Here is a 19265-nt window from a genome sequence, read left to right on the forward strand (position 1 = left end):
TACCAAATATAAAAAATCGTTCAAGCTTAAAAAAACAAAATGGCGGCTACCCGTTTTCACAGGGAGCCGCCAGCTTTCAATGGCTATATCAATCCAGCTGAAGTGCTGCCAGACGGCCACCATTACTCAACACATACAAAGTGTCATCAATAACCCGCATATCACCACGAAGTCCGGATGAGTCAACCTTATAGCGACCCACAAAGTGGCCATCAATCTGTGACATAAAGTGCAGGTAACCTTCAAAATCACCAACAACAACCGTGTTACCTAAAACTACCGGCGATGTTGTCTGGCGATATTCCAATGCAGTCTGACTCCAAACACTGGCACTGCTACGCTGATCAAATGCCTGTATAAAACCTGTCGTTTCACTGACGTAGATATTACCGAAACCAGACGCAAGGCCACGGTAGCTCGACGCTGCCTGAGACCATAGAATCTGAGCATCACGGGCATTTATAGCAACCAGTCGACCCTGATAACTGACGATATAGATCACACCATCCACATAAAGAGGACGAGCATCAATATCAACCATTCGTTCCAGCTCAGTCTTACCTTGAGGGGCGGCAACCAACCTTTCCCAAACTTCGGCGCCAGTATCGTTACGCACAGCAACAAGCTTACCGCTGGCAAACCCTGCGATAGTAATATTTGCCGCTACAATCGGAGCACTGGTACCGCGTAAAGTAAGCCGGGGAATCTGACTGTCATAAGTCCAGCGACGTTCACCCGTATTCAGGTCCAACGCTACCAGCTTGCCATTAACCAACTGGGAAACCAGCAGGTTATTATTCATCTGAGCCGGACTTAATGCTTCTGAGCTCAACTGGCTACGCCACAGCTCGCTACCATTAGCAGAATTCAGAACAATGATCTCGCCCTGCTCAGTACTTACCGCCACATGCTGTGGACCAACGCCCACACCACCGATAACGGTAGTTCCAAGATCAGCGGACCACAACTCTTTGCCGTCAAGTCGATTTACCGCAACGATCTGGCCATCAACATCACTGACATAGATTACGTCGTCACTGACGCCAAACGTCAGTTGGCTAAACTTATCCCCAGCCCCAGAACCAACGGATCGGCTCCACAAGGTCTTAACATCTTTTTCCTCATCAAAGGAAACCAGATCGGCCGGTTCAATTTCAGCCTCACCGCCGAACCAACCACAAGCCGATAGACTCAGGCAGAGAAAGCCAGCCACAAAGATGCGAGCTAAAGAGTTCATTTAGTTATCCTCAACCGAAAGATTATCAAGCTTCATACTCAGAATCGGACGACTACCTTGCTGCTCAACGGCATCAACTGCAGCCTGATATGCAGTACGCGCTTTAGCCGGATCATTCATTTGCAGATACAGATCGCCTTTCAACTCTTCAACACTTACCTTGAAAGCCTCAGTTGATAACGACTCCAACAATGTAACAGCCTGCTCAAGATCGCCTTTTGCAGCGAGTACCCGAGCCTTTCTCATGGTGACAACTATTGTCATAACAGCATCTGGTGTTTGCCCAAGAACCCAGTCAAATTCACTTATGGCAGCATCAAAATCGCCCGACTCAGCAGACAATCTCGCCGCCAGCACTGCACCAAAACGGGCATAAGCTGAATCTGAATAATCCTGTTTCAGCGTACCCGCCAGATGCTGAGCCGTTACCTGCTGATCTTCAGTTGCACCCGGAGCACTCGCAATAGCGACAGCCTGAACCAGATTCTGATAAACAATCGCTGCATTCTCAGCGGTTACCTGCTGATTATTCTGCCAGCCTTTCCAGCCGAACACGATCGCCAGTGCCAGCGCAACACCGAGGAGAAGAGCTTTACCGTTCTCTTTCCACCAGTCCTTTAACGCTTCAACCTGTTCCTCTTCGGTGCGCATTTCAGCCACAACTTACTCCTAATACCCTGAATCGTTTTCTTTTACGTTTTCTGCAACCATTGCTGATGCAGCACATCAGCGATCTGCTCCTCAGCAATGTCAAACTGCGGTTCTGTGTTATACCACAGGTTTGCCATCAACGAATCGTTTTCTTCACGCACCAGCATTACCCAGGGGGCCCCGGACTGGCGTGCCTTATTGTTGATATTCTTTAAACCGCTGCAGTGCACGCGGATTCTCATTTCCGGTAACTGATCACGCAACTTATCGGCCAAGACTATCAACTGCTTTTGAAGCCCCTTATGCTCAGCAGCAAGATATAGATCAAACGGCTGCTTCACAGCTTCCGGGACCACCTCGAGCGTTTCCAGCATCAGAATCAGACGTTCAATCCCCATTGCAAAGCCAACCGCAGGAGTTGGACGGCCTCCCAGCTGCTTCACCAGACCATCATAACGACCGCCTGCACAAACAGTGCCTTGTGCACCTAACTTATCAGTAACCCACTCGAACACTGTCTTACAATAGTAATCCAGACCACGTACCAGCCTTGGATTCAATTCATAACGAATGCCGGCCTGATCAAGCATCGCACATAGCTCGGCAAAATGATCTTTCGATTCCTGATCGAGATATTCCGACAATACCGGCGCGTCATTCAATAACATCTGAGTTTGCGGATCCTTACTATCAAGAATTCGCAACGGGTTTGACTGCAGGCGACGCTGGCTATCTTCATCAAGCTGATCTTTACGCTCGGACAGATACGCGACCAGAGCATCCTTATATTCCGCCCGGGCCTCATTACTGCCTAAGGAATTAAGCTGCAACGTGACAGCGTCAAGAATACCGAGTTTCTTCCACAACCGGGCGCTCAACATGATCACTTCAGCGTCGATATCGGCGCTGGCCATACCAAAGGTCTCGACACCGATCTGATGAAATTGACGATAACGACCTTTCTGCGGTTTCTCATAGCGGAACATAGGTCCCTGATACCACAAACGCTGCGCCTGGTTAAACAGCAAGCCATGCTCTTCGCCGGCGCGGACACAACTAGCAGTACCCTCTGGTCGCAGCGTCAGGCTTTCACCGTTACGATCATCAAAGGTGTACATCTCTTTTTCAACGATATCGGTCACTTCACCAATAGACCGTTTAAACAGATCTGTCTGCTCAACGATCGGCATGCGAATTTCACTATAACCGTAACCGGCCAGTACGGATTTAACCGCACTTTCAAGGAACTGCCAGACCGGTGTCTGCTCTGGCAGGATGTCATTCATACCACGAATGGCTTTAATCTTAGCCAATGTTCTTTACCTTAACTCAAACTCTAAAATTCATCTTATTCCGACAACGGTAACGTCATCCGAACTACATTTGAACGGGTCGACTTCGCAAAAGATACGGCCTCGCCATTGAAAGATACCGAACTGATTGCAGCAGCATTACCCAGATGTACCTTCAAAGGCGTCTTACCGGATACATTCAACACACTACCAGCAGGTTTAACCCGCATGGCCAGCACTTCACCTTTATAGTCTTCAACACTCACCCAACACTCTTCAGTGAAAGTAATGTGTAAACGACCAACAGTTGCAGCGGCATCAACAAGTCCCGATACTTCAGCAACCGTAGCTTCCGCTATCAGAGTAGATGCCTGGACGGCTGGCAAAGTTTCAGCATTATCTGCAACCGGTTGTTCATCGGCCAGTTCTTCCACCGGCAGCTGGTCAATTAGCGCTGCCTCCTGAGTATCTGACGCAACAAACAGTGTACCGGCTACATTCTCAACTTCACCTTGAATATCGGATGTTTGATCCTGGTCCGCCGACACTGGCGCTACAGGGTCAATGATCACAGGATCAACTATAACCGTAGAGCCATCCGTAGACTCCACTTCAACCGGAGCTGTTACCGGCATCGCTTCAACAACCAGACTGTCGTTCTGCTGTGCTTTCCACCACCAGACAGAGACCGCGATCACCGCCAGTAAGAACAACCAGGCCGAACCACGAATAATAGGATCACCCAACTTAGCCTGCTGACCGACCGATGTCACCGAACGGACCGAGCCCCGATTACCGCCAGCGCCGTAAAACTCATCGAACAAAGTCAGATATCGATCAACATCAAGCTTTACCATTTTACAATAGGATCGCAAATAGCCTCTGGCAAATACCAAACTAGGCAAACTGGCAAAATCCCCCTGCTCAATCGCTTGAATATACTTCTCTGACAGACGTAACTCTTTAGCCACATCCTGGCAAGACAAATGCTCATTCTCTCGGGCCGCAATCAGCTCCGCAACAGGAAAACCTGAATCCTGTTCTTCACCATTATTTTGCTGCTCTGGATTACTCACCGGGTAGACTCCTTATACTGGCGGTACTCGCTCGAATCCGGGTATAGATTTTTCAGAATCAGACCGTAGGTCGAAGCGTCAATCGCATTATTCTGTAGCCGGGCGATCCGCACCCCCAACCACAGGCTTTTAGCATTATGCTGTGTCTGTTTGGCATCGATCATCTGACTAAACTGCTCAAAATAAGTTGCAGCCTGTTCATCATCCCCTTTATCAAGCGATAGCGTAGACAATTCAATAATTGCCACCGCCCGCATCGGACTTAACTTAAGACTGCGTTTAAAAGCATGTTCTGCTGCGTCCGACCGTTCAATTAATTGATAGCACCGGCCCAGATTCTCAAAAGCCTGAGCACGACGATTATAAAAAGGGTCTTCTGTTGCTCGGGCAAGCTCTTTGCAGGCCTCTGCATAGCGTTCAAGACTAAACAAGAATGCACCAAAGTTGTTATGTAGCATGGCGCTATCAGGGGCGATGGAAATAGCCTGCCTGAAATAATTTTCAGCTAATTCGGATTCCTGCTCTAGCTGGAACACCATAGCCAATCCGCTATAAGCCTGAACCGCATCATCATCAATTTCAGTAGCGCGCAAAAAGGCACTTTTGGCATTGGCTGAATCACCACCACGCAAATACTGCATACCCAGTTGCGTATATGCATTGGCAGCATCATCTGACGACTTGTCAGACGGCGAAACTGCCTGACCGGCACAACCGGCGAGTAACAGACTTATCAGTAATACCAGATAACCTTTCAACCGGACCCTCTCCTTGAGAAACTTTTAACTAACGGGAATGCTTCTGAATCTGCACAGCGGTTTCATCTTTTAACGGGATATATTTTTCGCTACGACGGGTTCGATCCATTACCTGACCAACCAGCTGACCACAGGCAGCATCAACGTCATCACCACGGGTTCGACGCACTGTTGTAATTATTCCTGCCCGCACCATCACCATTTTAAATGCCTGTATCGCATCTTCAGATGGGCGTTGATAGTCCGAATTTGGAAAGGGATTGAATGGTATTAGGTTTAGCTTGCAGGGTAAACGCTTTAATACCTTAACTAATTGCTTTGCCTGACTAGGATGATCATTAACACCGGCAATCATTGTATATTCAACCGTAACCACCCGCTTGTCGTTCAGGCTGTCCATATAACGATTACAGGCCGCAACCAATTCATCGATTGGGTAGCGTTTATTGATCGGTACCAGCTGATCCCGCAATTCATTAGTCGGGGCATGCAAAGATATAGCCAGAGAGACATCTGTCACCTCCCGCAGCTTATCCAGTTGCGGCACAACGCCAGCTGTACTCAGCGTAACCCGGCGCTTAGACAAGCCATAAGCATTGTCTTCCATCATCAGATGAATAGCATCGACAACATTATCGAAGTTCATCAGCGGCTCTCCCATCCCCATGAGAACCACGTTAGTCACACGACGATCACCGGACGGATCAAAAGGGCCAAAAGATCGAATCGCAACCCGAACCTGACCTATAATTTCTGCAGCACTCAGATTGCGGTTAAAACCTTGTTTACCCGTCGAACAAAAACTGCAATCCAGCGAGCAACCGATCTGAGAGGATACGCATAGCGTAGCCCGGCCATTATCTGGAATAAGTACCGCTTCAACCGCCGAACCGCCGTCGAGCTTGATCACCCATTTACGGGTGCCGTCTTTAGAAATATTCTGTACCTGTACTTCAGGCTCGCGGATCTCAGCAACAGCACTTAGTTTCTCACGCAGCACCTTACTGATATTAGTCATTTCATCAAAGCTGCTGGCACCGAATTGATGAATCCATTTCAATACCTGAGTCGCGCGAAATGGTTTTTCGCCAATGCTCTCAAAGAACGCTTCCAGTTTCTTTGGGGAATATCCCAGCAGGTTAACTTTGTTGGTGGATTCGATCATATCTGTCTCAACTTTCATGAAATGACGGGCCGCTAAAAAGCGGCCCGCAGGGGATTACTTACCGAAGAAGTAAGCGATCTCGCGCTCTGCAGAAGCAGGGGAATCAGAACCGTGTACCGCATTCGCATCGATAGACTCAGCAAAGTCACGACGGATAGTTCCTTCAGCCGCTTCCTGAGGGTTAGTTGCACCCATCAGTTCACGGTTAAGGGCGATTGCGTTTTCACCTTCCAGAACCTGAACAACAACAGGACCAGAAGTCATGAATTCAACCAGATCGCCGTAGAAAGGACGCTCTGCATGCTCAGCGTAGAAACCTTGAGCTTCTTCCTGAGACAGCTGCTTGAGCTTCATCTCAACGATTTTCAGACCGTTGGTTTCAAAGCGGGAAACGATTTTACCAATTACGTTTTTAGCTACTGCATCAGGTTTGATGATAGAAAACGTACGTTCGATAGCCATTTGCTATTAACCTCTTAAAGAGTTTGGGACACTATTAAAAATAAACGCGCCATTATACGCGAACTGCTGTGCTATGAACAACCAGTTCGATTACGCATCAACAATTAAAAAAGCCCGCAAAAGCGGGCTTCTTTTTCTTTATCTATTCTCGCTCTTCGATCCAGGCCATCTGGATCGCCTCAAGTACTTTTTCACCGCAATGATTCGGATCATCATCAAACCCTTCCAAAGCCATGACCCACTCATAGAGATCGGGAAAGCTAACAGTCATCGGATCCGTATCCGGATACTTTTCATCCAGATCGATAGCGATATCGTAAACTTCTATCCACTTCATCACTAACCTCCGATTCAGTGCCGTTCGGACACCTGATTGATCGTGTACTTAGGAATTTCCACTACCAGATCTTCATCACCAACTACCGCCTGACAACTAAGACGAGACTCCGGCTCCAGGCCCCAGGCCTTATCAAGCATGTCATCTTCCAGCTCATCAGACTCATCCATAGAACCAAAACCTTCACGCACGATCACATGACAAGTAGTACAGGCACAGGATTTCTCACAGGCATGTTCGATCTCGATACCTTCGCGCAGCGCAGCATCACAGACAGTCTCTCCACTTTCAGCTTCAATCACTTTACCTTCCGGACAAAGCTCATCATGGGGCAGAAATATAATCTGCGGCATCAGGAATCCCCCTCAATCTCATCAATACTATGCCCGGTCAGGGCGTCTTTTATACTCTGATCCATCCGTCGTGCGGCAAAAAAATCACTTGCCTGCGCCAACACCTGGACACCTTGTTCAATGGCTTTGTAGTCGTCACCATTTCGTAACGCCAGCAACACCCCCATCTGCTGTTGCAGATGAGCAATTTCCTGCTCAGAAAGCAGAGCCTTTCCATCACTATCAATAGCCTGATCCAGAGATACCAGCAATCGATCAGCCTCGACCTGCTGCTCACGCAGGTTACGCGCCTCCATATCATCTTCAGCATGGCTGAAAGAGGATTTGAGCATCTCTGCTATCTCGTTATCAGCCAACCCATAAGAAGGCTTAACCTGAATCTGACTCTCAACACCTGTGGATAACTCTTTTGCAGCAACACTTAACAGACCATCAGCATCGACCTGAAACGAGACCTGAATCTTTGCAGCGCCTGCTGCCATTGGCGGTATACCACGCAGCACAAACTGAGCCAGCGAACGGCAGTCTTCAACCAGCTCCCGCTCACCCTGAACCACATGAATCATCATGGCAGTCTGACCATCCTGATAAGTGGTAAACTCCTGTGCACGCGCTACTGGTATAGAAGTATTACGATGAATAACCTTTTCTGCCAGCCCTCCCATCGTTTCAAGGCCAAGGGATAGAGGCAGAACATCGAGCAGCAGCATCTCACTGTCCGGTTTGTTACCGGCCAGCACATCCGCCTGAATAGAAGCACCAACAGCAACTACCCGATCCGGATCAATATCAATATGGGGCTGACGACCAAAGAACATCTCGACCCGCGCCCGAACAACAGGCATGCGGGTACTACCACCCACCATCACAACATCCTGAACATCTTCCGCCGCAACACCGGCATCCTTCAACGCCCGCCGGCAAGCGCGGATAGTCTTTGTCACCAACGAATCACCCAGACCATCAAACAACTCGCGCGTTACCTGCAGAACAACCTTTTGTCCGGCGTGCTCCAGCTCAACGTTAACTGACTCATTATCCGTTAGCTGTTCTTTTGCCCAACGGGCTTTTTCGGTCAGGTAACGGGACTCGCCAGCTACGACCTCGGCGCCTCCCAACTGATCCAGGAACCACTGCGCCAGAGCCAGATCGAAGTCATCACCACCCAAGGCACTATCGCCACCGGTCGACAACACTTCAAAAACGCCTTTATTCAAACGCAGAATGGATATATCAAAAGTACCACCACCAAGATCATAGACCGCAATGACACCTTCAGTACCTTCGTCCAAACCGTAAGCTACAGCTGCTGCCGTAGGCTCATTTAGCAACCGCAACACTTTGATACCCGCCAGCTGGGCAGCATCCTTAGTAGACTGACGCTGAGCATCGTCAAAATAAGCCGGCACTGTTATTACGGCACCTTCAATTTCACCAGCCAGGGAAGCCTGCGCTCTCGCCTTAAGGGTCTTAAGTATCTCTGCGGAAACCTCAACAGGACTCTTATTACCCGCGACAGTCTTTATAAACGGCATACCGCTTTCAGATTTCTCGAAGTGATAAACCGACTCACCCTCGAGTCCTTTCAGATCATCAACACCACGCCCCATTAAACGTTTAACAGAAACAATGGTATTAAAAGGATCAACGGCCGCCTGCGCCAGAGCAGCCTGACCGACAATAATGCCTTGCTCGGTATAACGAACCACGGATGGCAAAAGGTGACTTCCACCCTCATCCGGCAGGGTTGTTGCAGCAGCGCTTCGTACTGTCGCAACCAGAGAATTAGTTGTACCTAGATCTATACCTACCGCCAGCTTACGCTGATGGGGCTCGGGACTCTGTCCCGGTTCTGCAATCTGCAATAACGCCATAATTATTTATTCGTCGAATAGTTGATCTTCGAGGGCTTCAATTTCGCGGCCCAGCTTATCAATAAACTGCATTTTACGCACGGCCATCGCCGCAGCATCCAGATCAGCGGCTGTACCATTCTCGAAATTGGTCTGAAATACCTGCCGCAGATCCGTCATCTCGCCATCGACTATAGCCTGCAAATGCTCCAGCGCGGAATCAGGATCAGCACTATCGCGAACCGATTCCAGCTCTTCCCGCAACTCCATCTGCTGGATCAGAAACATAGGATCAAGCTGTACTGAGCTTTCTGAAAAAGTATCTACACCTTTCAGATGCAACAGATACTGAGCACGGCTCAAGGCATTCTTTATAGTCGCGATCGCTTCATTGAGATAAGCAGTATATTGCACAGAAAGCCTGCGCTCACGATCGGAGAGGTGGGAAAACTTATCCGGATGCAATGTTTTTTGCAGTTCCCGGGAACGTTCAGCAAATGCTTGCTGATCAAGTGAATAGATCTCTGGTAAGCCCAGAAACTCAAAGTAATTCTGTTTGATATCCATCTATAGACCAGCAAGCAGCAGAGAGGGGTCAGATATTAAAGCTTTCGCCGCAACCACACTCATTTTTGACATTAGGATTATTGAACTTAAAGCCCTCGTTCAGACCTTCCTTTACGAAGTCCAGCTCAGTACCATCCAGATAAAGCAGACTCTTAGGATCGATTACAACCCTCACGCCGGCGGTCTCAAACACCTCATCCTCACCTTGAACTTCATCAACAAATTCAAGTACATAGGCCATTCCAGAACAGCCTGAGGTTCTCACCCCCAGACGAATTCCGGCGCCGTGACCACGGGATTCCAGAAACTTAGCGACATGATTTGCCGCCGCAGGAGTCATGGTAATTGCCATCGACTTAAAATCTCCTAAGATTCAATATTCAATCCGGTTACAGGGCTTACTTACCATCCTGCTTCTCTTTGTAATCGGCAACAGCTGCTTTAATAGCATCTTCCGCCAATACAGAGCAGTGGATTTTGACTGGCGGCAGCGCCAGCTCTTCAGCAATCTTCGTATTCTTCAACTCACCGGCCTCATCAAGGGTCATACCTTTAACCCATTCTGTCACCAGAGAGCTGGAAGCGATCGCAGAACCACAACCATAAGTCTTAAACTTAGCGTCTTCGATAACACCTTCATCGCTGACTTTAATCTGCAGACGCATAACGTCGCCACAAGCCGGTGCACCCACCATACCTGTACCTACGTTCGCATCTTTATCATCCATCTTGCCAACATTACGCGGATTCTCGTAATGATCGATAACCTGTTCACTGTAAGCCATAACGACCTCCTCAGTCAGAACGCACCACTATTATTTGTCACCGCTTAGTGGTGAACCCATTCAACCTTACTTAAATCTACGCCGTCTTTGTACATATCCCACAGCGGAGACAGTTCACGCAACTTAGTCACCGCAGTTCTGATCTCAGCGACAGCCTCATCAATATCCTGCTCAGTTGTAAAACGACCGATTGAGAAACGAATAGAGCTATGCGCCATCTCATCATTCAGCCCCAACGCCCGCAACACATAAGAAGGTTCCAGACTGGCAGACGTACATGCCGAACCGGAAGAAACCGCGAGATCCTTCAGCGACATCAGCAAAGATTCACCCTCAACAAAGTTAAAGCTGACGTTCATATTACCAATGTAACGCTGATCAGCAGAACCGTTCAGGTAGATCTCTTCCATATCGGCGAGGCCATCCCAGAAACGCGCCCGCAGCTTAGCAATTTTTAGTTCTTCCTGGTGCATTTCAGCTTTTGCAATTCTGGCCGCCTCACCCATACCAACGATCTGATGTGTTGCCAGGGTTCCGGAACGCATACCACGCTCATGGCCGCCACCGTGCATCTGCGCTTCAAGACGAACCCGTGGCTTACGGCGGACATACAACACACCGATTCCTTTAGGGCCATACATTTTATGCGCAGACACAGAGATAAGATCGACTTTCATTGCCGCTACATCGATATCGATTTTACCGGCACTCTGCGCCGCATCAACGTGAAACAGAACACCGTTGCTTCGGGTAATCTCACCGATAGCAGCGATATCATTAATCACACCGATCTCGTTATTAACATGCATAATAGATACAAGAATTGTATCTTCACGCAATGCATCAGCAACCGCCTGCGGCTGAATAATGCCATCACTACCCGGTTCAAGGTAAGTAACCTCAAAACCTTCACGTTCCAATTGACGGCAAGTATCAAGTACCGCCTTATGCTCAATTTTGGAAGTGATAATATGCTTGCCCTTCTTCTGATAGAAGTGAGCCACACCCTTAATCGCCAGATTATCGGACTCTGTAGCGCCCGAGGTCCAGACAATCTCCCGGGGATCTGCGCCTAGCAGATCAGCAACCTGTCGGCGCGCAGTCTCAACCGCTTCCTCAGCCTTCCAGCCATACATATGGGAACGCGAGGCAGGGTTACCGAAATTGCCCTCAATAGTCAGGCATTCGATCATCTTTTCCGCTACGCGGGGATCTACCGGAGTAGTCGCCGAGTAGTCAAAGTAGATTGGCAGCTTCATTCTTATTACTTCTCCAGATTCCTGATCAATATAGATCAGGCACTTACTTTAGCTGAAATTAGTGAATCAACCGACATCGCCAGATGCTGTTTATCTTGTCGTTCGACAACAGATTGGACATCTTTTCGCGCCATCAGGTCCGCCAGACTTATCTGACTTAAAAAACTATGTATCTGGCTGCTCAGGTCACACCATAAGTGATGTGTCAGGCAGGTATTGCCATCCTGACAACCACCGCTGTGACCGCAACCGGTAGCATCAACAGATTCATTGACGGCATCAATCACTTGCGCCACATCAATATCCTGCTGATCCCTGTTCAATTGGTAACCACCACCAGGACCACGCACACTACGTACTAATTCATTCCTGCGCAGTTTGGCAAACAGCTGTTCAAGATAGGATAGCGATATCCCCTGGCGCTCAGAAATATCCGCCAGACTAACCGGGCCTTCGCCAGCATGAATAGCTAAATCCAGCATCGCAGTCACCGCATAGCGGCCTTTTGTCGTTAATCGCATAAACTCCTTTCCTCGTCCGTTTGCGAGACTGCAGGCATTATGCGATAACCAACCATTTCAGTCAACTATTTAACCCAGCAATAAAGTCAACTTTACAGCAGCTCAGTAAGGGCGCATTCTAACACCTTTTAAGGACAATGACTGCACCGTAAACGACGCCAGAAGAATTCTCAAAAAACAGACTATGAGTCTTTTTTCGCAGACTTGCTCATCGCACTTAACATACCCCTGAGCACATTCACCTCAATTTTATCCGGCACCGCCCTGAGCAATAACCGCCGTAGTCGCGGCATCAGATTTCTCGGCTTCTGCGGATCAAGAAATTCAACTTCAGTCAGCACCTGCTCCAGATGATCAAACATTAATTCCAGTTCACGACCATCAGCCAGCTCAACATCCCATTCAGTACCCCATTGCGGTTTAGCTCCAGGTTCAGCTTGCAACAACTCAGCCATTCGCAACTCATAGGTAATAACCTGCACAGCAGCAGCGAGGTTCAGCGAGCTAAACTCTTCATTAACAGGAATATGAACATGGTGATGACAACGCTGTAACTCATCATTTGTTAAGCCGCGATCCTCCCGACCAAACAAAATTGCCACTTTAGTTTCCACAGGAAGCGGCGCTACTATGGCAGCCAACTCTCGTGGATTCACCAGCGGCCAGGGTATCGATCGACTCCGCGCACTGGTACCGACCACCAGATGACAATCCGCCAGTGCGTCATCCAGAGAGTCAACAACCAGCGCTCCATCTAATAGATCACCGGCACCAGCCGCTCGTGCTAACGCATCCTCATGAGGGAATTTTTTCGGTGCTACAAGACAGAGCTCGCTCAGCCCCATATTTTTCATCGCCCGGGCCACACCACCGATATTTCCCGGATGAGTTGTATTTACCAGTACAATCCGAACATTATTCAGCATCAGTCATCTTATTTATCATTAAAAACCAACTATTTTAGCAGATCATGTGCAACTATTGATGCTAGGTTGTTCTTTCCTGAGCAACTGTTTTGTATAATACCGCTTTTGCCCCAATTACTGGTGTTAGATAGATGCAACCGATGGTTAATATCGCCCTGCGCGGAGCTCGCGCCGCAGGTGAGCAGATCGCCCGTTCAGTAGAACGCCTTGATCTGATCAAATCCGAGCAAGCAAGTGTAGACGAGTTCATCGAAGACACCTGCAAACACGCCGAGCGACTGATTGCCCAGGCCATTCAGAAAGGATACCCGGACCACACCGTCAACGGCGAGTATACGGGCACCCATCCGGCAGTAGGCGACAAAGCCGAAGCGGTATGGACAGTTAATCCAATCGACAGTATCTCAAACTTTTCTAATGCCCTGCCGGTATTTGCACTGAGCATCGCCTGCCATCAGAACGGAAAAATTGAGCACGCAATCATTCTCAACCCGATCACTGGCGAAGAGTTTACTGCCAGCCGCGGGCGTGGCGTCCAACTGAACGGCAAGCGCCTGCGCGTCAGCAATAACAAAACTCTGGAAAACTGCCTGATCGGCAGCGGCTTCTTTGGCCGCAGCAGCGACAAAGACCACCTCGATGCTTTCCAGCAGATTTTCAAAACCATCACCATGGAAAACTGTCGCATCTATAGTGCCGGCTCTCCCGCACTGAATATGGCATACACTGCCGCAGGTCGCCTTGACGGATACTTCCAGATCGGCCTGAAACAATGGGAGATGGAAGCTGGCACACTGATGATCCAGGAAGCCGGCGGCCTGCTATGCGACTTTACCGGCAACAACAACCACCTGAAATCAGGCAATCTGGTTACCGGTAACGCCAAGATTCTCAAAGCGCTGCTAAAAATCATTCGCCCGACACTGACCGACGAACTGAAATAAACAAAGCACTTAACCGGCTCCACTGAAGCCGGTTAAAGACAATAAAAAACCCGGCCATGGCCGGGTTTTTTTTTGCACTAATCAGATCAATCAGGCATCAAACGGATGCCGCAGAACGATAGTTTCAACACGATCAGGACCAGTTGATACGATATCGATCGGCGCTCCAACCAACTCTTCCAAACGCTTAATATAAGCGATGGCAGCAGCAGGCAACACATCCAGAGACTGAACACCTAACGTTGTTTCAGTCCAGCCCGGCATCTGCTCGTATACCGGCTCTACGGCTTCATAATCTTCGCTACCGCTCAGAGAAGTAACAACGTTGCCAGCCGCATCTTTATAGCCCACACAGATACTGATACTTTCCAGACCATCCAGCACATCCAGCTTAGTCAGACAGATACCGGAAACAGAGTTAACCTGAATCGCATGCTTCAGAGCAACCGCATCAAACCAACCACAACGACGGGCACGACCAGTAGTCGCACCAAACTCGTGACCACGCTCAGCCAGACGCTCACCAACCTCACAATCCAGCTGAGTAGGGAACGGACCAGAACCAACACGAGTAGTGTACGCCTTGGTAATACCCAGAACATAATCCAGGTACAGCGGACCAAAACCACTACCAGTAGAGGCTCCGCCAGCAGTCGTATTTGAAGAAGTCACATAAGGATAGGTACCGTGATCGATATCCAGCAGAGAACCCTGCGCACCTTCAAACATGATGTTCTCGCCACGCTCACGATACTCATGTAGCTGAGCAGTTACATCAGCAACCATTGGACGCATTACCTCAGCCATTTCCAGCGCTTCTTCCAGCACTGCATCATAGCTAACCGGCTCAGCGTTATAGTAGTTCTGCAGCATAAAGTTATGATATTCCATCACCCCTTTCAGCTTCTCGGCAAAACGTTCTGGATTCATCAGATCTTCCAGACGCAGACCGCGGCGCGCAACCTTATCTTCGTACGCAGGCCCGATACCACGACCAGTGGTACCGATCTTAGCATTGCCACGCGCAAGCTCACGTGCCTGATCCATAGCGATATGGTACGGCAGAATCAGCGTACAGGCAGGACTCAGACGCAAGCGCTCTCGCACTGGCACACCACGACCCTCCAGCTCAGCAATCTCTTTCAGCAATGCCTCTGGTGACAGCACAACACCGTTACCGATCATGCAGAGTACGTTTTCACGCAGAATACCGGACGGAATCAGGTGTAAAACCGTCTTCTCACCATCGATGACCAACGTATGACCAGCGTTATGCCCACCCTGAAAGCGAGCAACGGCAGATGCCTGGTCGGTTAACAGGTCGACGATTTTACCTTTACCTTCGTCGCCCCACTGCGTTCCTAACACAACTACATTTTTACCCATTGGTTGTCTCTAACGGTTATTTAGTCAATCTTAAAAAATCTGTTACAGGCTCTCGAGAACCCAAACCCCATCCTGCTGCACCAACCGCTGAGAAAATGCCTGAGCATCCTCAACCAGATCAGCATCCAGCAGTTGTACGACGCGCTCACCCTGAGCCCGCAAATCAGTCACAGCCTTAAGCAGTTCAGGATCATCCCCAACCGGGGCAAGAATCCCCCTGCTTGCCTGCTCAGACTCAGTAAGCGCAAGCTCAACCAGAGTCTTAAGATCAGCACTGAATCCGGTAGCAGGACGAGCCCGCCCGAAATCCCGACCAACCTCATCATAGCGTCCGCCCTTGGCGACCGCCTGTCCAAACGCCGGCGTATATGCTGCAAACACAACACCGGTATGGTAGTTATAGCCACGTAGCTCACTTAGATCGAAGTACAGATCCAGCCGCGGATATCGCAGTGCAATCCGCTCAGCGATTGCATCCAACTCATTCAACGCATCAAGAATACCCGCATCAACGCTGGCAAACCGCAAGCGCGCAGTCTCCAGCACTTCACGACCACCATGCAGCGTCGGCAGCACTGTCAGGTGCTCGATAACATCTGCACTGAGATCAGCCTCACTCAGAAAACGTCCAATCTCTGGCCGATCCTTTCGCTGCAGCAATTCAAAGTATTCAGCTTCCTGAGACTCAGTCAGACCAGCCTCCTGCATCAGGCCACGGTAGATACCCACGTGACCCAGATCCAGACTCAGCTCATGTTCAACTTGCAATGCCGTCAGAGTCTCGACCATCAGCGAGATAATCTCGACATCACTGGCGACACCTGAATGGCCAAACAGCTCAGCTCCGACTTGTAGCGGATTGCGTGAAGCCAGCGGATTAGCTGGCAAAGTGTGCAACACCGTACTGCAGTAACATAACCGTACCGGCCCTTCGATGCTCAGACGATGGGCATCGATACGCGCCACCTGCTGTGTAATATCAGAACGAATACCCAGCATCCGACCGGTCAACTGGTCAGTCACTTTAAAAGTATTCAGTTCAAGGTCCCGACCAACACCCACTAACATCGAATCCAGATGCTCGATCAGCGGGGTCATAACCAACTCGTAGCCCCAGCTATCATATAGATCAATCAGACGGCGACGCGCCGCCTCAACCTGCCGTGCCTGCGGTGGTAACACCTCTTTGACGCCGTCCGGTAGTAACCAGCGATCTGCCAACGCCATGCAACTCTCCAATAAACCGATGGATCAGTTAAATATATACAACATGATGACCCCGGCCATCATACTGACAAAACCTGTAATGCGTAGCGTCGGATTGCTAACCAGAGCGAGCTGCTGAACCAGATTTCGCCACCGTTGCGGATAAAGAAAAGGAATAATCCCTTCCAGCACCAACATCAGACAAAAACCGATCAATAACTGATGCCAGAACTCTGAACCCATGCTCTCACACCTTCACTTACGCCTACGCCACACACAAAAAAACCGGGTCAAAACCCGGTTCGGAATTCTATCACGGAATGGGTACAAGAGTGCAGCCCATTCCGCGTGAATTTTATACAACTTTCAGATAGTGCCTTTCAGCACCCTAATCAGCTGCAATTTTCAGAATTATTACTCTGGCTGACCGTCCGGCCGACCCAGATAGCGGAAGAACTGACTATCTGGCTTCAACACCATAATGTCGCCTTGCTGATTAAACGCCTCTTTATAGGCATTCAGACTACGATAAAATGAGTAGAACTCTGAATCCTGATTATAGGCATCGGCGTAGATCTTGGCAGCCAGAGCATCGCCCTCACCACGAAGCTCCTGCGCTTCACGATAAGCATTCGCCTCGATAACCGCTTTCTGACGGTCTGCGTCGGCACGAATACCTTCCGCTAACTCCTGACCACGGGAACGTAATTCACGGGCCTCACGCTCACGCTCGGTCCGCATCCGCTCATATACAGAGTTAGATACTTCCTGCGGCAGATCGATCTTTTTAACCCGGATATCAACCAGTTCAATACCCAGCTCCCGCTTGGTAATTTCACTCAGAGATTCGGTCAGCTCGACCATCAGCTGATCTCGTTCGCCAGACACCACTTCGGTCAGAGTCCGCTCACCAAACTGGTTACGCAGACCAGCATCCACACTCGGGAACAAACGCTCCGCGGCACGATACTGATCACCAGACGTCGCCGTATAGTATGTTTGCGGATCAACGATGCGCCACTTAATAAACGAATCAACGATCAGACGCTTTTTCTCAATCGTCAGATACGCCTGCGGCTGCGCATCAAGGGTAATAACCCGACCATCAAACTTGCGCACTTTATTGATCAGCGGGAACATCACGTGCAGACCCGGCTCAATATCCGAGTTTACGATCTCACCGAATTTCAGCAATACCGCACGATCAGTCTCTTTAATGATATACAGGGAGTTAGTCCCGACAACCAGCAAAAGCACCGCGATTATCAGCCCTGCCATAGATTTACCAGACATTAGCGAGCCTCCCGACGATTAGTTTGCTGACGTTGACGGATCTGATCGACCACCTGATTGGTGATCTCCCGCAAATCATTGCCACTCAGGCGAGACGAGCCACCTGTTATATCGGAGCGCTGACGTCCTTCGGTTAATTTATCCAACGGCAGGTACATCATATTATTACCGCCTTCGACATCAACCAGTACTTTCGAATTATTCGAATAAACTGCTTCCATCGCATCCAGATAGAGACGCTCACGAGTTACTTCAGGAGCCTTCTTATACTCAGATAGCAATGCCACAAAACGATTTGCATCACCTTCTGACTGAGCCACAACACGCTCACGGTAACCGTTCGCTTCTTCCTTCATCCGCTGTGCAATACCACGCGCCTCAGGAACGATACCGTTACGATAAGATTCAGATTCGTTAATCGAACGTTGCTCATCCTCACGGGCCTTGATCACGTCATCGAAAGCATCCTGCACCTGGGAAGGCGCTTTCGCTTCCTTAACGTTGACCTGAGTTATCCGCAGACCGGTCTGATAAGCATCCATATAACTCTGCAACCGAGTCTTAACATCGGTACCCAGAATCTCACGCCCCTCAGTCAGGATGGAGTTCATTTCAGAACCACCCACCGTATGCCGCAGAGCAGATTCAGAGGCATGCGCCAGACTGACTTCAGGATCACGCACCTTCAGCTTATACGCTTTAGGATCGGCGATGACGTACTGTACTGTAAGAGACACATCAACGATATTCTCATCTTCAGTCAGCATCAGCGAGCGATGATCATAGGCATTAACCCGGGTCACATTGACTGTCATCACATCGTCGATCAACGGCGGATTCCACTGCAGACCAGGCATCACTGTTTCATAGTATTTCCCCAGACGCAGCACTACGCCCCGCTCCTGCTGGTCGACGGTATAAACACCCATCACACCCCAGCCGATAAGCAGAACCAGCGCAATCACACCCAGAAAACCGCCACTGGAAGCAGGCCCGGAACCGGAACCACCACTCCCTTTACCGCCGGACTTACCGAAGATACCGTTTAACTTTTCCTGCAATTTCTGCAGCGCCTCATCAAGATCAGGAGGCCCCTGATCATTACCGCCACCGCCACCACGGCGACCGCCACTATTCCAGGGATCCTGATCTTTCCCGTTACCACCAGGCTCATTCCAAGCCATACTGTTCTCC

Annotated in this window: 22 protein-coding genes; 1 reads left to right on the forward strand and 21 read right to left on the reverse strand. The window is 49.5% G+C overall.

Annotation, left to right across the window (positions count from 1 at the left end; genetic code table 11):
- Positions 1-88: 88 nt before the first annotated feature.
- The 16 genes from bamB to trmJ form a co-directional block, all read right to left on the reverse strand.
- Entirely contained in the window at positions 89-1237 is a 1149-nt protein-coding gene (gene bamB, locus ACQUQM_RS15495) for an outer membrane protein assembly factor BamB (protein ID WP_432470787.1), read from the reverse strand.
- A complete protein-coding gene (locus tag ACQUQM_RS15500) occupies positions 1238-1888 on the reverse strand; it encodes a YfgM family protein (protein ID WP_432474836.1) in 651 nt (216 codons plus the stop codon). It abuts the gene before it with no gap.
- Between the two features lie 41 nt (positions 1889-1929).
- The gene (hisS, locus tag ACQUQM_RS15505) at positions 1930-3174 is read right to left on the reverse strand and encodes a histidine--tRNA ligase (protein ID WP_432474837.1); all 1245 of its coding nucleotides are present in this window, start codon (positions 3172-3174) and stop codon (positions 1930-1932) included.
- Between the two features lie 62 nt (positions 3175-3236).
- Positions 3237-4256 carry a RodZ domain-containing protein gene (locus ACQUQM_RS15510; RefSeq protein WP_432470788.1) on the reverse strand — a complete coding sequence of 340 codons (1020 nt, stop codon included), beginning with the start codon at positions 4254-4256 and terminating at the stop codon, positions 3237-3239.
- Positions 4253-5014, reverse strand: coding sequence for a type IV pilus biogenesis/stability protein PilW (pilW, locus tag ACQUQM_RS15515; RefSeq protein WP_432470789.1), 762 nt, complete (start codon positions 5012-5014; stop codon positions 4253-4255). The genes ACQUQM_RS15510 and pilW overlap by 4 nt, the downstream gene beginning before the upstream one ends.
- A 28-nt stretch (positions 5015-5042) precedes the next feature.
- A complete protein-coding gene (gene rlmN, locus ACQUQM_RS15520) occupies positions 5043-6197 on the reverse strand; it encodes a 23S rRNA (adenine(2503)-C(2))-methyltransferase RlmN (protein ID WP_432470790.1) in 1155 nt (384 codons plus the stop codon).
- A 36-nt stretch (positions 6198-6233) separates the two neighbouring features.
- On the reverse strand, positions 6234-6641 hold the full coding sequence (gene ndk, locus ACQUQM_RS15525; RefSeq protein ID WP_432470791.1) for a nucleoside-diphosphate kinase: 408 nt from the start codon (positions 6639-6641) through the stop codon (positions 6234-6236).
- Between the two features lie 142 nt (positions 6642-6783).
- A complete protein-coding gene (iscX, locus tag ACQUQM_RS15530; protein ID WP_432470792.1) occupies positions 6784-6978 on the reverse strand; it encodes a Fe-S cluster assembly protein IscX in 195 nt (64 codons plus the stop codon).
- A 14-nt stretch (positions 6979-6992) separates the two neighbouring features.
- On the reverse strand, positions 6993-7331 hold the full coding sequence (gene fdx / locus ACQUQM_RS15535; protein WP_432470793.1) for an ISC system 2Fe-2S type ferredoxin: 339 nt from the start codon (positions 7329-7331) through the stop codon (positions 6993-6995).
- Complete coding sequence (hscA, locus tag ACQUQM_RS15540; protein ID WP_432470794.1) at positions 7331-9205, reverse strand: Fe-S protein assembly chaperone HscA; 1875 nt, start codon at positions 9203-9205, stop codon at positions 7331-7333. Before hscA ends, fdx begins: the two co-directional genes overlap by 1 nt.
- Positions 9206-9211: 6 nt before the next feature.
- On the reverse strand, positions 9212-9751 hold the full coding sequence (gene hscB, locus ACQUQM_RS15545; protein WP_432470795.1) for a Fe-S protein assembly co-chaperone HscB: 540 nt from the start codon (positions 9749-9751) through the stop codon (positions 9212-9214).
- A gap of 28 nt (positions 9752-9779) precedes the next feature.
- Complete coding sequence (gene iscA, locus ACQUQM_RS15550) at positions 9780-10103, reverse strand: iron-sulfur cluster assembly protein IscA (RefSeq protein ID WP_432470796.1); 324 nt, start codon at positions 10101-10103, stop codon at positions 9780-9782.
- Positions 10104-10149: 46 nt separating this feature from the next.
- On the reverse strand, positions 10150-10536 hold the full coding sequence (gene iscU, locus ACQUQM_RS15555; RefSeq protein WP_432470797.1) for a Fe-S cluster assembly scaffold IscU: 387 nt from the start codon (positions 10534-10536) through the stop codon (positions 10150-10152).
- Between the two features lie 44 nt (positions 10537-10580).
- Entirely contained in the window at positions 10581-11795 is a 1215-nt protein-coding gene (locus ACQUQM_RS15560; protein WP_432470798.1) for an IscS subfamily cysteine desulfurase, read from the reverse strand.
- 35 nt (positions 11796-11830) lie between these two features.
- A complete protein-coding gene (gene iscR / locus ACQUQM_RS15565) occupies positions 11831-12316 on the reverse strand; it encodes a Fe-S cluster assembly transcriptional regulator IscR (protein ID WP_432470799.1) in 486 nt (161 codons plus the stop codon).
- Positions 12317-12498: 182 nt separating this feature from the next.
- Positions 12499-13242, reverse strand: coding sequence for a tRNA (cytosine(32)/uridine(32)-2'-O)-methyltransferase TrmJ (gene trmJ / locus ACQUQM_RS15570; protein WP_432470800.1), 744 nt, complete (start codon positions 13240-13242; stop codon positions 12499-12501).
- 131 nt (positions 13243-13373) lie between these two features.
- Between trmJ and ACQUQM_RS15575 the strand changes: the two genes are divergently transcribed.
- On the forward strand, positions 13374-14186 hold the full coding sequence (locus ACQUQM_RS15575) for an inositol monophosphatase family protein (RefSeq protein ID WP_432470801.1): 813 nt from the start codon (positions 13374-13376) through the stop codon (positions 14184-14186).
- A 90-nt stretch (positions 14187-14276) separates the two neighbouring features.
- Here ACQUQM_RS15575 and ACQUQM_RS15580 read toward each other — a convergent pair whose 3' ends face one another.
- The 5 genes from ACQUQM_RS15580 to hflK form a co-directional block, all read right to left on the reverse strand.
- A complete protein-coding gene (locus ACQUQM_RS15580; protein ID WP_432470802.1) occupies positions 14277-15572 on the reverse strand; it encodes an adenylosuccinate synthase in 1296 nt (431 codons plus the stop codon).
- A gap of 42 nt (positions 15573-15614) precedes the next feature.
- The gene (locus ACQUQM_RS15585; RefSeq protein ID WP_432470803.1) at positions 15615-16799 is read right to left on the reverse strand and encodes an ATP phosphoribosyltransferase regulatory subunit; all 1185 of its coding nucleotides are present in this window, start codon (positions 16797-16799) and stop codon (positions 15615-15617) included.
- A 24-nt stretch (positions 16800-16823) separates the two neighbouring features.
- Positions 16824-17021: a DUF2065 domain-containing protein gene (locus tag ACQUQM_RS15590; RefSeq protein ID WP_432470804.1), complete on the reverse strand. Its 198-nt coding sequence runs from the start codon at positions 17019-17021 to the stop codon at positions 16824-16826.
- 171 nt (positions 17022-17192) lie between these two features.
- The gene (hflC, locus tag ACQUQM_RS15595) at positions 17193-18071 is read right to left on the reverse strand and encodes a protease modulator HflC (protein WP_432470805.1); all 879 of its coding nucleotides are present in this window, start codon (positions 18069-18071) and stop codon (positions 17193-17195) included.
- Complete coding sequence (hflK, locus tag ACQUQM_RS15600) at positions 18071-19255, reverse strand: FtsH protease activity modulator HflK (RefSeq protein ID WP_432470806.1); 1185 nt, start codon at positions 19253-19255, stop codon at positions 18071-18073. Before hflK ends, hflC begins: the two co-directional genes overlap by 1 nt.
- Positions 19256-19265: the final 10 nt, after the last annotated feature.

Origin of the sequence: Amphritea sp. HPY, assembly GCF_050870985.1 — a bacterium.
GTDB lineage: Bacteria > Pseudomonadota > Gammaproteobacteria > Pseudomonadales > Balneatricaceae > Amphritea.